Annotated in this window: 15 protein-coding genes; 6 read left to right on the top strand and 9 right to left on the bottom strand. The window is 35.2% G+C overall.

The features are described 5' to 3' along the window. Nucleotides 1-33 precede the first annotated feature (33 nt). The 5 genes from ACKVEV_RS02125 to ACKVEV_RS02105 form a co-directional block, all read right to left on the bottom strand. Entirely contained in the window at nt 34-267 is a 234-nt protein-coding gene (locus ACKVEV_RS02125; protein ID WP_409368750.1) for a hypothetical protein, read from the bottom strand. Nucleotides 268-598: 331 nt separating this feature from the next. Further along, a complete protein-coding gene (locus ACKVEV_RS02120) occupies nt 599-1273 on the bottom strand; it encodes a hypothetical protein (protein WP_409368748.1) in 675 nt (224 codons plus the stop codon). Between the two features lie 168 nt (nt 1274-1441). Then, nucleotides 1442-2215 (bottom strand): nucleotidyltransferase domain-containing protein, encoded by a 774-nt coding sequence (locus ACKVEV_RS02115; protein ID WP_409368747.1) that lies wholly within the window; start codon nt 2213-2215, stop codon nt 1442-1444. 209 nt (nt 2216-2424) lie between these two features. After that, on the bottom strand, nt 2425-2787 hold the full coding sequence (locus ACKVEV_RS02110) for a hypothetical protein (protein ID WP_409368746.1): 363 nt from the start codon (nt 2785-2787) through the stop codon (nt 2425-2427). A gap of 82 nt (nt 2788-2869) precedes the next feature. Further along, nucleotides 2870-3493 (bottom strand): hypothetical protein, encoded by a 624-nt coding sequence (locus ACKVEV_RS02105; RefSeq protein WP_409368745.1) that lies wholly within the window; start codon nt 3491-3493, stop codon nt 2870-2872. 309 nt (nt 3494-3802) lie between these two features. Here ACKVEV_RS02105 and ACKVEV_RS02100 point away from each other — a divergent pair, with 309 nt between their 5' ends. The 3 genes from ACKVEV_RS02100 to ACKVEV_RS02090 all read left to right on the top strand — a co-directional run bounded on the left by ACKVEV_RS02100 (nt 3803) and on the right by ACKVEV_RS02090 (nt 9982). Next, nucleotides 3803-5413, top strand: a complete 1611-nt coding sequence (locus ACKVEV_RS02100; RefSeq protein WP_409368744.1) for a glycosyl hydrolase family 18 protein — start codon at nt 3803-3805, stop codon at nt 5411-5413. Nucleotides 5414-6164: 751 nt separating this feature from the next. Further along, complete coding sequence (locus ACKVEV_RS02095; protein WP_409368743.1) at nt 6165-8270, top strand: methyl-accepting chemotaxis protein; 2106 nt, start codon at nt 6165-6167, stop codon at nt 8268-8270. Nucleotides 8271-8692: 422 nt separating this feature from the next. Continuing rightward, nucleotides 8693-9982: a hypothetical protein gene (locus tag ACKVEV_RS02090; protein WP_409368742.1), complete on the top strand. Its 1290-nt coding sequence runs from the start codon at nt 8693-8695 to the stop codon at nt 9980-9982. Nucleotides 9983-10130: 148 nt separating this feature from the next. On the opposite strand, the gene ACKVEV_RS02085 is transcribed toward ACKVEV_RS02090, so the two are convergent. From ACKVEV_RS02085 to ACKVEV_RS02070, 4 genes are all read right to left on the bottom strand, one after another. Then, entirely contained in the window at nt 10131-10514 is a 384-nt protein-coding gene (locus ACKVEV_RS02085) for a type II toxin-antitoxin system HicB family antitoxin (protein WP_409368741.1), read from the bottom strand. Nucleotides 10515-10562: 48 nt separating this feature from the next. Then, nucleotides 10563-10736, bottom strand: coding sequence for a type II toxin-antitoxin system HicA family toxin (locus tag ACKVEV_RS02080; protein ID WP_409368740.1), 174 nt, complete (start codon nt 10734-10736; stop codon nt 10563-10565). 252 nt (nt 10737-10988) lie between these two features. Further along, entirely contained in the window at nt 10989-11723 is a 735-nt protein-coding gene (locus ACKVEV_RS02075; protein WP_409368739.1) for a hypothetical protein, read from the bottom strand. 268 nt (nt 11724-11991) lie between these two features. Further along, the gene (locus tag ACKVEV_RS02070) at nt 11992-12141 is read right to left on the bottom strand and encodes a hypothetical protein (RefSeq protein WP_409368738.1); all 150 of its coding nucleotides are present in this window, start codon (nt 12139-12141) and stop codon (nt 11992-11994) included. A gap of 150 nt (nt 12142-12291) precedes the next feature. Between ACKVEV_RS02070 and ACKVEV_RS02065 the strand changes: the two genes are divergently transcribed. The 3 genes from ACKVEV_RS02065 (at nt 12292) to ACKVEV_RS02055 (ending at nt 14816) form a co-directional block, all read left to right on the top strand. Beyond that, nucleotides 12292-12927: a hypothetical protein gene (locus ACKVEV_RS02065; RefSeq protein ID WP_409368737.1), complete on the top strand. Its 636-nt coding sequence runs from the start codon at nt 12292-12294 to the stop codon at nt 12925-12927. 304 nt (nt 12928-13231) lie between these two features. Beyond that, nucleotides 13232-14659, top strand: a complete 1428-nt coding sequence (locus tag ACKVEV_RS02060; protein WP_409368736.1) for a recombinase family protein — start codon at nt 13232-13234, stop codon at nt 14657-14659. Continuing rightward, a complete protein-coding gene (locus ACKVEV_RS02055) occupies nt 14643-14816 on the top strand; it encodes a hypothetical protein (RefSeq protein ID WP_409370612.1) in 174 nt (57 codons plus the stop codon). The genes ACKVEV_RS02060 and ACKVEV_RS02055 overlap by 17 nt, the downstream gene beginning before the upstream one ends. Nucleotides 14817-14923: the final 107 nt, after the last annotated feature.

Raw genomic sequence — 14923 nt, 5'->3', positions numbered from 1 at the left:
AACATGGGGGTTCCTTCTTTTGTGTTTTTGACTCTAGCTATTAATCGTTACCCATACTTGATATCTGTCTACCGTTCTTGCTGTACGAATTGTAAATTCTTTTATCTCTGCCAATCGAAAGGCTAAAGAATAGGCGATTTTATAATCAGGTGTATCATAGCCATTATAAAGTCGCGCATACATCTCATTTGCTATTGAATCCGCCCACACTTCAGCCTCATACAATGAATCAAACAGCAGCTCTTCGACATTCCATTGAATTGTCATGTTAATCAACCTTTCCCTCCAATTTTAGTGTAGTTCACAAATGATAGGAGCTTGACGCAAAGATTTATAACGTATATAAAATAAAACGGAAGCCAATAAAATTTCCCTGGCAACCGTGTAAACTTGCAGATACTTTTATCTATTATTATTTAAAGTGACAACAACCATTAAAACAATCAGCATTAAATAGATTGTAAGTGGAACCCATTCATCTTGTTTCTTCCAAATCACTAAATAACCCAAATATATACTGATTACATTTATAGGAATGCAAAAAAATATAAGGATCAATAGATGCTGTTTTTTCATTATTACAACCCTCACTTCCTTATCATTGAGGGGTAATATTATAAATGGTTGCCCAAGTCATATCGACAATAACACCGCTACCTTTATTATTAGCATTTAAACGCTCCGAAAGTAGCCAGAAGTATCCGGATGTCAACCCAGGAATAGCACTAACGGCAATTAAAGGAGGAAACCAACCCCCAATTACAGTAAGACTCACTGCAGTTATAGCACCACTTGCTGCTATTGTACCTGCTTGCGAACTAACTTTAGCAGTATCACAACTATTTAATTTTGTTTTATAACCCCACCAAAAATATTCAGGTGATGTCGTTACACCTCTACACCATGCAGACCGCTTAAGCGTATTGCTTTGATATTCATTATTATTTGATAGAGTTTGAATAGTTAAATCTGGCGATACACGAATGGCATTTATTTCGACCTGTTGGTTTAAAAAAACAAAATACTCTAGTTGCCCTTTAATTAATACAGAATCAATTCCTGCTTCACTTGCACCGTTTTCATTAAGGACTAATAAGCCATCTTCAACATGGACGAAAGGCTCTAACGATAGAATATCTTCAAAAGTATAGTCTTGAAAGTCCTCTATATTCTTATTTTCTATTTCAGAAGGTCCATAACTTTGAGCTACTACCGGATTTACAGTAGGAAGCAAAAAAATTGTTAGTAATGCTAAAATAAATATTTTACGCAATTTCAATTCCTCCATTCATGTAAATAAATTTAGAAAATAAAATTATTTAACATGATTATAAAATGGAGTACAACATAAAAAAAGTATAATTTATCGAAAATTCAGTGAAATGAATATATTCCTTATTTTTAAAAAAATAACATTGACAGCAATATGTTCCACATTTATTTATAAAAAAACTTGATTACAATGCGCTCTCAAAAAGTTTACAAAGTGGATTGTTGCCTTCTTTCGTTGCCATCGATTTTTATAATTAGACTTTTTTTGGACTCTCCCTCTAATTCGAAGTGCCTCATGTAAAATGTCACAATCGTGTGATTCAAAATCTTTGAGAACTTCTTCACAGGCCAGTTCCTTTGACGTTATCTTCCCTGTTTTCAAAGTATAGTAGATGCGACATTCGGTTAGGACAATAAATTCAATCCAAGAATCGAATAAAAACAAATAGCTTTTGGAAACTTTACTCGCTATATATTGATTAAGATTGTAATCCATCTCCTGCATAATATCCTGCCAATCGATGCTTGTGTAATACGTAGAAAAATCTGGACCTTGTACTACATATGAATGATGAACGAGCTGATAAATTGCCACTTTCATAAGCCTTCTTTTCCCTTTACACTTCGTCCCCTTAAAATATAGGAAAGCGCTATGTAAAGGTAATTGCATCTGATCATCTAAAAATAAATACTCGCATTCAAACTTTCTGACCAATGGATAATCAGCACTCAGTTCTTTATGAAGTGACGTTACTTTGCATACCTCTTCCTCTGACAATTCTCTATCCAAAATTGTCACAAAATCAATATCGCTACTTTCTGGATGAAAGGCATTTAAAACAGTTGAACCATAGACATACACACCAACAACTTGATTAGGAAACATGTCATTCAACCGACTATTGTAGCGCATCATTACTTCTTTGACTTCCTTATGTATCATGTTTTTTACTCCTTTTGTTATTACACTAATTATAATACATATATTGGCATTTACTACAAGTATTGTGTCGTATTTTTTTGGCAGGAGTATATGTTCTATTGTTAAGCACCTTACTTAACCTCAGATTATTGGCAATAAAAAAATAAACGGTAGCCAAGGAATTTTTCCACAGACCACCGTTTATATTATTATTTCTATTATAAGCAGTATTACCTCAACGGAATTGCTAATATATCTTGGTTTGCATTAGGAATAGGTTGAGGATAAAAAACGTCGCTTTCTCCAGTAGATTGATTTATATATATTTTTGCTTCTTTGTATTGTTGTCTTAATCGTTTTTCAAAAACTTGTGGTGTCATATCTTGAATGCTATTAAAAAACAGTTCTTTGTTTTCTTCTGGTACATACATTTCAATCCCATATTCATTACTTAGGTTAGCCAATATTTTTTTGTACGGTATGAGTAAAAGCTCTATATCGTTGTCCGATGTAGGCTCAGCATTAAAATGAGTGGTTGAACAAAAAATAGTAACCATTATACAAATCAATGTAATATTTATACCTTTTTTCATTCGTTTCCTCTCCCTTATTTATCTGTCAAACTTCTGTAGCTTAAAAATATAATGGTAGGTTTGTTCCAACTAAATACTTCAATTAATTTGCATAAAATGTATATGATGCAGTTAGAGAAAGTGCAAGTGACACTCCATAAGCATTTTCAGGATGTCCTCTTAGGTAGACTGTACAACTTTTTGAATCACTGCTTAATTTATGTGAAGCATCATCAACTTGCCAATGATAGCCTGTATAAGTAGATGGCCAAGTTGTTCCATATGATTTTATACTTTGGTATATGTAAGTACCCGGATTACCAGTTGCACTAAAAATTTTTGAGTTCAAGTACATTGAAGAATTGTATCGTAAGGCTACTTGTTGTGTAATATCTTCATTTATAGATAATGGTGAAATTAGATAGTTGCTATTAGAATCCATATCATTATAAAAATTTCCTAAAAAATCTTTATACTGTTCTCTTAATATTTTTTCTAATTCCTCTGGACTCATATCTCTTACATTGTTATAAAAATGATCCATTTTTTCAGGATTAATATAAAATTCTACTCCATATTCATTAGTCAGTTTATCCATCACTTCCTGATATGGACTAATAAACTTCTCGGGGTTAACATTTTCACTCGCAGAAACATAGGTAATTAATGATAAAGAAATGCTTAAACATAAAAAAGACGCAAACAATAACTTTGCAATATTTTTCATAGTATTCCCCCTATTATTAATTTGCCTATATTAAAACATGAAATATGTAGTTTTCAACTTAAATATCTTACGCATTTTCTTTAATATATTATGATTTTTATGGGCTTACACAAATTGTGTTAAATTGCTAAATAACCGGACAATACACCTCTAACATTCTCATTCAATAAAAAACTGCACAATGTAGCCAAACTCTTACTATCGTATATTGACAAAACAACTCAACGAAACCATATTTTAATAATTGATATCGTTTATTAAAGTAATAGATAATAAAGTGGATTAAATCTATTACAAAGGAAGAAAGTAATGAAGAATCCATTAAAAAAATATTTGATCATACCAGCTATGCTCACTACATTATTAGCTACTCCGTTTAGTGTTAACGCCTCAGCGAATGATATACATATGTCATATTTATACAACGGAAATACTAGCTCATTCATAAAAAATATAGATATGACTCAAGGTGCGTTAAATACGGCGACACCCAACTTTTTTAATTTAAATGCAGATGGCAGTTTGAATGCTACGATTGATAAAAGTTTAGTCGATGCATTACATAATAGAGGATTAAAAGTTGTGCCATTCATTTCTAATCATTGGGACCGTAAATTGGCACAAATCGCAATGACAAATCGAGAAACATTGTCTACTCAAATCGTCAATTCTGTTGTGAAAAATAATTTAGATGGCATCGATATTGATATAGAAAATTTAAACGATACAAATAAGGAAGAGTTTACAGATTTCATCCGATTATTACGTGAAAAAATGCCTAATAATAAAACATTATCCATAGCAGTTGCTGCAAATCCATATGGATGGACAACAGGGTGGCATGGTTCTTATGATTATACGAAACTAAGTGAGTATAGCGATTATTTAATGTTGATGGCATATGATGAAAGCTATAATGGTGGTTCAGTTGGTCCTGTCGCAAGTTTATCATTTGTTGAAAATTCGATTAAATATTTATTAGATAAAGGGATTCATTCAAATAAAATAGTTTTAGGCCTCCCTTTTTACGGACGAATTTGGAAGGATGATGTAGAAATTGGAGGCGACGGCATTGCTAATAATGCCGTAAAATCTATTGTGAATAGCCATAATGGAAAATTTTATTTTGATAATACTTCAAAATCTGCATTTGCCAAATTTACAGTAAAAAGCAGTGACTCTCCTACTTATATCGCTGGCAAAAAGCTTGTACCGGGAAATTACACGATATGGTACGAAAATGATTTATCTTTAAAATATAAGTTAAGGCTTGTAGAGAAATATCATTTAAGAGGAACAGGTAGTTGGGAGTTAAGTCAGGCGGATAATGGTATTTGGAAATTTTATTCTTCTTGGGCTAATGGGGAACATAACTTTATCGATACAGAAAATCATTGGGCAGAACAAGATATAATGGCCCTTTACCGAAAAGGCTGGATTAACGGCAAAAACGAATACACTTACGATCCAAATGGTAATTTAACAAGAGCTCAGGCTACTACTATTCTAATTAATGCCATCGGTTTAGACAAAACGAACGAAACTGTGCCTAATCATTTCAAGGATGTGCCAGCAAATCATTGGGCAAAACGTGCTATTGAAATTGCCTATAAGTATCATATTGTGAATGGAACAAAAGAAAACATTTTCGATCCAAATGCCAATATTACAAGAGCACAATTAGCAAGTATATTATCGAGAGTATTAAATTATCCTTTACCACAGGATGAGTCCAGTTTTTATGATGTTCCAAACGATTTCTGGGCATATGCAGATATTTTAAAATTAAGTTGTAAAGGCATTATTAAGGGAAAAGAAGATGGAGGATTTTATCCATTTGATCATGTCACGAGAGGTCAAATGGCAGCGATGGTCAACCGAGCAAGTGCAGATTTAGAAAAGTATGCAGTAAAACACTAAATCCCTTCACAATAGTTGATCGTAACTTAACTAGTTTAAATAAAACAAACAGTAATAAAATGATTCAATGCAAAACCTTCAAACTAATCTGTAATATGAAAAACAAGTAATTGTACTTGATCGTTTCTTACATCATAGCTTGCACATATAATAAAAATGTACATTACTAAATTCAATTTTAATAGTGTACATTTTTATATTTTGCTTAACATTGGGGGCGTGCATTTAGTGCTTATGTTCAACATTATGACAACTGAAAGTACAAGGCTATAGCTCATAATCAAAAGAATTACATATCTCCCACCATTAAAAGTAAGAATCATTTCATCGTCCAGTCCTGACTCAAAATGATTAGAAATAGCTATGCGGCAATCATAGCGACTTTTTTCTGGCAGTGTGGTATATGGGTCTCCCCTGGGAACATCGAACATCATTTTATCCTGTTCAAATAACCCTCTTACATTCGACAAAGAGTCCTCTCCAAACATCGGGCATTCCATTCTTGTAGGAACAAATATTCTACCTATTTACTGTTGTGCACATTGTAAATTTAACAACTTGTACTTTTGTTAATATCGATAGCCAACTACTGTGTAAACAGCAGGCTTCTAACCTCCGAATGCATCAATATCAACAGTTGGGAAAGTAATAAATTTCTACATAGATAAGTAATATTCTACTTTGTTCTCCAAATATTCTATTGTTATACTTTAGGCCATCTATTATGATTATTTATTAAAGGGGTGTTGTAATGAAAAAGTCTCGGAGTATTGCTTTAAAGCTATCTTCCCTAATTATCGGCGTATTTTTAGTATTATTTCTTGCTTATACTTTGTTGTCAGGTGTTATTTTAAAGAATCAGAGTGTTGATGATGCAGAAAGTGCAACACTTCAAACTGCTGAATATTCTGCAGCAATAATGAGTGAACGTTTCCAAAAAACAAACACTACATTACTGACGACAAAACATATTATTGAAAGTCTAGAGAAAAGTGGGCAACTTTCTGGAGAAGCCATAATAAAAATTATGGAAGCAAATTTGCTCAATAGTGAAGATTTACTCGGAGTAGGGGCTGTATTTGAAGAGAACTCTGCAACGATAGAGCCAACAGTAAGTGATAAATTAGTAGATACAGAAAATCGCTTTATCCCTTATTTAAGTAAGGATGGAAGTTCGATAACAAAATCTCCTATTGAAGGCCTCGAAGATAAGAATGTTTCAGAGTGGTATTGGGTACCAAAGGAAGAAAGACGAGCAGTTTTAACAGAGCCATATGATTATAATGTAAATGGAAATACAGTACTAATGACTACAATTGCTGTACCTGTAGTCAATTCTTCAGGAGCAGTTTTTGGCGTATTGACAGCTGATTTATCCATTGATTATTTAAATGGATTAACAGAGTCCGTAAAGCCAGATGGTGGCTATGCAGCAATTATTACAAATAACGGTATTTTAACTACCAATAGTTTTGCTGATTCACTAAACGGATTAAATATGCAGGATACTTTGGATTGGTCAAGTATTAAACAAGCGTTGGATAATGGCGAGCTAAAAAATTTGTATATAGATTCCAAAGAGCTTAAGGAAAATTCGTTTAATGTTTTTGCACCGATGATATTAGATGGCATTGATGAAACTTGGACCGTACAATTAGTGTTGCCAGAATCTAAAATACTAGAAACTTTTAATCAAGTTCTTATCTATACCATTATTGCTTCAATTATTATGGTTATTCTAATGTCGGCTGCTAGTGCGATATTTATCTATAAACAACTGAAGCCGTTAAAGATTTTACGTGTATCTATTGAAACAGCAGCAGAGGGTGACTTAACTCACAAAGTAGATGAAAAATTTATTAAACCTGATGAGATTGGTGCTGTTGCATTAGCCTATAATAACATGCTAGATCAAACGAATAGTGCTATTCAATCGGTGTTAGATTCTACTACATTGCTTAACCAATCATCCAATAATGTTCATGAAGCTTTTAATGAAATCGTTGTTTCAAGTGTAGAAGTCTCAACAGCAATTGATGAAATTGCTAAAGGAACTTCGAAGCAATCAGAGGATACAGAAGAGACAAATTATCGAATGATTGACTTATCTGATCAAATTGATGCTATTACAAACCTATCGAATGAAATGGATGAGCTATCGAATAAAACAAGAGCTACTACAGATAAAGGAATGCAAGAAGTGGAAAGCTTACGTGAACGTAATGAAGAAACGAACGCAATGAATGGGCGCATTCAACAACAAATGGAGTCATTGGCCTCTAATATTGCCAACATTAATCAAATTATCTCGTCCATTCAAGGTATTACAGAGCAAACAAATTTATTAGCCTTAAATGCTAGTATAGAAGCCGCTCGTGCGGGTGAACATGGGAAAGGTTTTGCTGTTGTGGCTGAGGAAGTACGAAAGCTAGCGGAGCAATCCAAAAATGAAACAGAAGTTATTCAGAAAACGGTAGCTAGCATTTTAGAGAATTCCCAGCAAACCGTTGCTGTAATCGCTGCAAACGGTGATTTAATGAGGGCTCAAAATGAATCTGTGCAAAGCACTGAACTAGCATTTAAAGAAAATAGCGAGCTTTCACGTTCTATTGCAACATCCATTACTGAGCTAATGACTAAACTTTCTTCTATGTTAGAGCATAAAGATCAGGCAATTATGGCGATTCAAAGTATATCTGCTATATCGGAGGAGACTGCGGCCTCTGCCGAACAAGTAAGTGCATCTGCTATCGATCAACAAGCAGAGTTACAAAAAGTGGCACAGTCTATTGATAATATGGAAAAGACCTCAAGTGAATTACAAGAGGTTGTTAATCGATTTAAGCTTATTGGATAATTGTTAAGAATGACTGCTAGTTAGGTATGTAACTATCTACAGCAGTCTTTTTTCTGCAAAGTTTATAGAAGATAGTTTTGAGCAAGTAGAGAAACAGCACCTTTTATACTAAGTTAAAAGGTGCTGTTTCTCTTCTAAGGAAAACCCCCTTTACTTATGTTACGGTTCACCGTATCACATATTTCCCTCTCACAAATGCCTCCGGACATTGGGGGTTTTATTTGCCAGCATAAATGTATTAGTAGCATCTTAAATTTAACGGCATTGATTAGTAAAGGTTTCTAGTTTAAACATAATTCTCACTAAATGAACCTGCTATGTATTTTTATCATAACGGCTCTCATCTTTTATTTTCGGAACAAATCACCATCTAAAATTCCTCTCATATTCTATAACTAGACCTATTTTGAGGGGGAAAAATTATGGGGATTGAACTGACTGCTCTCCATTGGATTTATGTTGTATTTATTGTCCTAATTATTGGCTTTATGGTGAAACGTCGGGATACCACCCTCATCTGCATCATTGGCATATTCCTACTAGCAATTGTTGCTACAGGTGATCTTACTTCATCTATAAGTGGTGTCTTTAACAGCTTTATTTATGCGATTACTGAGCTGTTATCTACTATTCTAATTATTTCCATTATTGTTGCGATGAGCCGCGTCTTAATGGCTTCCGGCATAAACGAGGTCATGGTTGCACCATTTACAAAAATTATTAAAACACCGACACTCGCCTATTGGACGATTGGTATTTTAATGATGATTATTTCTTGGTTTTTCTGGCCGTCTCCTGCTGTTGCATTATTAGGGGCCGTACTCTTACCTGTAGCCATTCGAGCAGGTTTACCTGCACTAGGTGTAGCCATGGCGATGAATTTATTTGGACACGGAATTGCTTTGTCGAGTGATTTTGTTATTCAAGGAGCTCCAAAGTTAACAGCCGATGCAGCGGGAATTCCCGTTGGTGATGTGGTAGCTGCCAGTATCCCACTTGTCATTACGATGGGGCTAGTGACAACGATTGCCGCTTTTATCTTATTAAAAAGGGATATGAAACGGGGAACACTTCATTTAAAAAGTGCGCATGAAACAAGTGATGGTATGGAACAAGTGAAAGATGAGCATTTACTAACACGCGCACAAAAACGTTTTTTTGCCATACTTATTCCAATCACGTTCCTACTTGATGTGATTGCCATGTCAGTTTTGAAGTTACAAGGTGGTGATGCCACTGCACTTATTGGCGGAACGGCAGTCTTTATTTTGTTAGTGCTCTGTCTGGTCGCTCATAAAAAACAAGGATTTGAGAAATCCACCAGTTATTTAATTCAAGGTTTCCAATTTGGCTTTAAAGTATTTGGCCCTGTCATCCCGATTGCCGCTTTCTTCTATCTCGGGGACTCAGGATTCACTCAAATTATTGGTGACTACCTCCCTGCCGCTTCGCATGGCATTGTCAACGATCTAGGCGTTGGCTTAGCAGCCGCGGTACCTTTAACGAAAGAAATTGCCGTCGTGACCCTCGCCGTCGTAGGAGCCATTACAGGATTAGATGGCTCCGGCTTCTCTGGCATATCGTTAGCCGGCTCTGTCGGTAGTTTATTCGGCAATGCCATTGGCGGCGGAACAGCAACATTGACCGCTCTCGGCCAAATCACTGCCATATGGGTTGGTGGTGGTACACCGTCACCAATGGAAGACATATAATAAAGAGGCCTTTTATACAAGGCGTCAATTTAAAGCAAAACGCAAAGAATTCGAATAAAATAAAAAAACGGCTTGAAATGATCAAGCCGAAAATAAAAAGAGAGAGGTTAAATTATTAGTTAATTTATTATGCTACTTTGTATATTTATTATACTAATTTATCTTTTAAAGCATCTGTTAAAGTTTGGGAAAAGTTTATACCTTGTTTTATACCTAAATCGTTTAAATAGCTAGGAATAGTTAACGTTTTCTTTACTGGTGTACAATCTAAAGCTTTCTTATGTGCCTCTATATCAACATCTACAAGTGTTACAATATCTTCTTCTTTTGCCTTGAAAGATACAGTATACGGTTTATTTATTGCTTCATCGGCAAACACTATGGCATTACCTATATAATCCCTTGCATATTCAATTGCTTCAGCAATAGTTTCCCCTTGAGTAATCCCGTCAATATCAGGAATTGTCACTAAGTGAAAGCCGTCTGCTGATAATGGTGAAATAACCACAGGATAAACGACAACATTTTTCATTTTTACCCTTCTTTCGATTCTATTTTAATGGGCTTTAAACCACCCCTTTTACAGCTTGTGCTTCTTGATTAGCCCTTTTGCTAAATCTTCATTAACTTCTCTATGCCTTGGGATTTGTTCTTTCTTGCCGGTTGGTGACACCCATATGTCATGTTTGCCACCATGGGTTAAGAATTTCCACCCTTTAGCCGAGAAGCGTTTCTCTAACTCTCTCTTTTTCATTATTTTACCCCTTTCGACTATACGTATATTATACGTATCAATATAAAAGGAGTAAAGTGATTAATACGTATTTTCTACGTATAGATAAAATTTTATGCAGTAGATGATTGATATATGAAATGGAAAATTTCACTTAAACTAACCTTTATAATTACAACTCATCAGATGCAACAAAACAAAGCCCAGGCTCAAAATCTTCGAGTACCTGGGCTTTACACAATATATGCATGTTTTTCCTACTAATTTAACACGTTAATAAATCGGTTTTAAAATACCTATTGGAAGCCATTTGCATTGTTCGTCTTTTGCTGCTGGGTCTTCTTTTACACATAGAAATGCATTAATGGAATCACTCACTGAATATACTATGCTACCTTTTGGCATCGCTTTTTCCGTTTTGGAACCTTCTAATGGATAGGTTTTCGCATCAGAGTCTTCCGTTACTTCATAACGAACACCAGCTTTTTTAAATTTTGTATCAAGAACTTTCATATCTGAACCAGGATAATGCTTTTCGCACTTTAAGCCATTTCCAGTGTCCCTACAATATCTCAACATTTGATCACCGTTCATATCTGAGATGTTAGTATCACGCCATTCCGTAAACATTTTTCCATATTCACCGCTGTTACGATTGATATTGATATACGTTACATTTGCATAGAAAGATGCGCGAATTTTCATCGGTATCTCTTTAAAAACTACTAGATTTGTTGCTTGTACACGATATGGCCCCATTTGATAAAATGTTTTGCCATCATATTTTTCAATTTCATACGTTTTAAAATAATTATTGCGCTTCACCACTAACGAATCAAATGTACCATCTTCATTTTTCTTATAAATTTTAATATCTTTTGTAAACGTCATTTTCCCCGTTTGGTCTTTATGCACCTCGGCTCCATCAAACCTAATAGCCTCTGATTTTGTTGGATTCACTATCGCCAACAGTAATGCTGCTACAAACACAAAAAATAATTTCTTCATTTTGCTCCTCCTACTTTGTTTTATATTAATTACTTTATCTACTAATATCGTAATATTTTATCAATACAAATGCATTATGTCAAAAATATAACAAAAGTAGCGTGTTTTTCCACAATTTATTTATATCCATTACCCTTTTAATCAAATTTCAAACAATTAGGTTGTTATTTCCATCTAATAACAATAGAAAACTGGTGTCAGTTTAATGGATCGTAATCAACGTATTATCAAAAATAGAAAGGTCTATTACTCAAATCGTGTGACTGTGCTATTTCGCGCAATCGTCTTTATAAACCGTAATACCACCTACAGTTAGATCCTTTAATGTTACCTTCCTTCCGTACTCCCGAGACAGTATACTTTCAATAATCGGCAATAATTTACGAACCTTTTCTTCCGTCATTTTGACTGCCGTCATCCCTCTCACTCCTTTTTATCACAATATGTCGAATGGGCTTGTCACTTTCGTCACCTCTCACCCTTGCCATAATAATGTTCCATGCTAAATCCATTTTTGCGCCCCCGTTATATGCCTTTTCTGGTAAAATAACTGTAGAAAGGAAGGTGGTTGAAAATTTCGACATTAGAAAATGTGAAATTTTCTGTCGGTTTAACACAATTTATTGATTTTACCGTTAGGCAAACCATGCTGGCAAAGATGAACAAGGTTAATGACATTAAAAATCAAGGTGATTATCATCCTGTAAAAGATCATTGGAAGCAGTTGCGCGAACGTATTAAATTATGCTATGAGCAACATCAGTCTCTTGATCAATTAGATTCATTACTAACTGAAGTTCATGAACGAAAAATCAATTCCTATACCGAAGCCATAAAAGCATTAAAAAAATTTACACGGAACAAGAAAATTGAATGGTTTGATCCACCAAAATCTATGTGGACATCTACTAATGGCTTAGTTGTGCGTTCCTCTCCTGAACTCGGTTTAGTAATTGACGGCGTTCCACACTTAATAAAATTATTTTTTAAAGGGAGCACGGAAAAAATTAATGAACGCAATATTCAACCGATCCTAACTTTAATGTTAGAAGCACAAGCGAAAGATCCTTATCCACCAAACATTGTATTTGCTGTGTTAAACGTGAAAACAGCTAAATTACATGTAGCCACGCAAGCAAACCCTAAAATCCTTCAAGCACTTCAACTGGAAGCACAAACATTTGAAAATATTTGGAGAAGCTAAATTTTCTAATGTACATTGAGCTCTAAATCCAACTTCCATCATCACACTACAATATGTAAAAATCAGCGAAATCGTTAGTAAGGTTCCCTTGATTCATTAACTGAAAGGCTAGAGCCTGGGCATATAACAGGCTCTTCCCATTATCACCTACGCTATAAATTCCGCAGTTACCTATATAAATTAACAATACTTCTTTAGATAAATTTTTTTAACTAATAAAGAACATACGTCCGAATATAGAAGAATGATTTATTCATTTGAAAAATATATAAAAGAAAGGAAACCTCATAAGGAGGAATAACCGATGAAATGCGTCATCTATGTTCGCGTCAGTACCGACGAACAGGCGAAGCATGGGTTTTCGATTGCTGCCCAAATCGAGAAGTTAGAGGCTTATTGTGTATCACAAGGATGGGACATTGTTGAGGCGCCTTACGTCGATGATGGCTATTCTGCGAAAGATTTAAATCGCCCCCATTTTCAAGCGATGTTAGAACGCATTCAGCAAGGTGGCATCGATGTTTTACTCGTCTATAAGCTGGATCGTTTAACTCGCTCTGTGCCTGATTTGCATACGATTTTAGCTGAATTGGAGCAATCCGATTGTAAGTTCAAATCTGCTACCGAAGTGTACGATACGACCAATGCAATGGGACGGTTGTTTATTACGTTAGTAGCGGCGATTGCGCAATGGGAGCGAGAAAATACCGCCGAACGGGTGCGTTTTGGTATGGAAAAGAAAGTGAGATTGGGCTACTGGAAAGGTGGCACCCCTCCCTACGGCTATCAAGTAGTAAATGGTGAATTACTGATTGATCAAGCTGAAGCGCAAATTGTAAAGGAAATATTTACATTAGCGAAAACATTAGGGTTTTACACGATTGCCCGGCAATTAACGAGTAAGGGCGTTCCTACTCGTAAAGGCGGACAATGGCATGTTGATAGTGTGCGGGATATTGCGAATAATCCGACGTATGCGGGTTTTTTAATGTTTAGCTTGAATCCGAAAGACATTAAAAAACCACCGCGTGAACGGGTGCTATTTGAAGGCCATCATAAGCGTATTATCGATCGCGATGAATTTTGGGCACTACAAGATTTGCTCGATAAACGGAGAACATTAGGCGGGAAACGGGAAACGAGCAATTACTATTTTTCCTCGTTACTAAAGTGTGCACGCTGTGGTCACTCGATGTCCGGTCATAAAGCAGGCAAGAAAAAAACGTACCGATGTTCTGGCAAGAAAGCCGGCAAAGCTTGTACTAGTCATATGATTTTAGAAAGCAATTTAGTGCAAACCATATTTACGCAATGGGATGACTTGGTCGGTGGCCATTTTACAAGTAATGAGGGCGATGCGGCTTTTCCAGCGGCACAACTGAGCGCACTACAGCAGGAATTAGTTATTGTGCAAAAGCTTATACACAAGAAAAAAACGATGTTTGAACATGATATTATTGGAATGGATGAGTTAATTCGTGAAAGCGGAACATTGCGTAGTAAAGAAAAAGAACTGCAAGAAAAGCTTAATAAAATCCAGCAGCAGGACAATCGCCAACATGAGGAAATTCGGTCGATTATTCGTAATATCGATGCGCTATGGATCAATGCTGATGATACCGAACGCAAGCAGTTAATGACCACGATCTTCGAACAACTCATCGTTGATACAAAGGATGATTATACGAGTAGTAAACAAGCTAGAGAAATAATAATTGTTACAGCTACATAATATGTCTTTTATTGGTTGCGGTACGCTTATACCATGGGCACTCATTCCTGCAGCTGCTATTTGTAACGTCAGTCCATTTGAGCTTGCCCGGCGTAATTTATTGCCAGTAGCAATAGGACTTTTTGTAACGACCATTGTCGCGTTATTTTTAATTTAATGACAACCTAATAGTGAAAAAAAACGATGAACAATTTATTTGTTCATCGTTTCAGACTGTAGACAAACTCGAAATTTTTCGAGTTTGTCTACAGTCTTTTTTCATTT

It is taken from the genome of Lysinibacillus sp. 38-6, assembly GCF_046245175.1.
Taxonomy (GTDB): domain Bacteria; phylum Bacillota; class Bacilli; order Bacillales_A; family Planococcaceae; genus Lysinibacillus.
The sequence above is the reverse complement of the archived record's forward strand: the minus strand, read 5'-3'. Positions and strand labels throughout refer to the sequence as shown.

What these genes read in the sequence shown, in the direction of transcription:
- ACKVEV_RS02125 (WP_409368750.1), bottom strand. Translation starts at nt 267, where the DNA reads ATGACAATTCAATGGAATGTCGAAGAGCTGCTGTTTGATTCATTGTAT.
- ACKVEV_RS02115 (WP_409368747.1), bottom strand. Translation starts at nt 2,215, where the DNA reads ATGATACATAAGGAAGTCAAAGAAGTAATGATGCGCTACAATAGTCGG.
- ACKVEV_RS02110 (WP_409368746.1), bottom strand. Translation starts at nt 2,787, where the DNA reads ATGAAAAAAGGTATAAATATTACATTGATTTGTATAATGGTTACTATT.
- ACKVEV_RS02105 (WP_409368745.1), bottom strand. Translation starts at nt 3,493, where the DNA reads ATGAAAAATATTGCAAAGTTATTGTTTGCGTCTTTTTTATGTTTAAGC.
- ACKVEV_RS02100 (WP_409368744.1), top strand. Translation starts at nt 3,803, where the DNA reads ATGAAGAATCCATTAAAAAAATATTTGATCATACCAGCTATGCTCACT.
- ACKVEV_RS02095 (WP_409368743.1), top strand. Translation starts at nt 6,165, where the DNA reads ATGAAAAAGTCTCGGAGTATTGCTTTAAAGCTATCTTCCCTAATTATC.
- ACKVEV_RS02090 (WP_409368742.1), top strand. Translation starts at nt 8,693, where the DNA reads ATGGGGATTGAACTGACTGCTCTCCATTGGATTTATGTTGTATTTATT.
- ACKVEV_RS02085 (WP_409368741.1), bottom strand. Translation starts at nt 10,514, where the DNA reads ATGAAAAATGTTGTCGTTTATCCTGTGGTTATTTCACCATTATCAGCA.
- ACKVEV_RS02080 (WP_409368740.1), bottom strand. Translation starts at nt 10,736, where the DNA reads ATGAAAAAGAGAGAGTTAGAGAAACGCTTCTCGGCTAAAGGGTGGAAA.
- ACKVEV_RS02075 (WP_409368739.1), bottom strand. Translation starts at nt 11,723, where the DNA reads ATGAAGAAATTATTTTTTGTGTTTGTAGCAGCATTACTGTTGGCGATA.
- ACKVEV_RS02070 (WP_409368738.1), bottom strand. Translation starts at nt 12,141, where the DNA reads ATGACGGCAGTCAAAATGACGGAAGAAAAGGTTCGTAAATTATTGCCG.
- ACKVEV_RS02060 (WP_409368736.1), top strand. Translation starts at nt 13,232, where the DNA reads ATGAAATGCGTCATCTATGTTCGCGTCAGTACCGACGAACAGGCGAAG.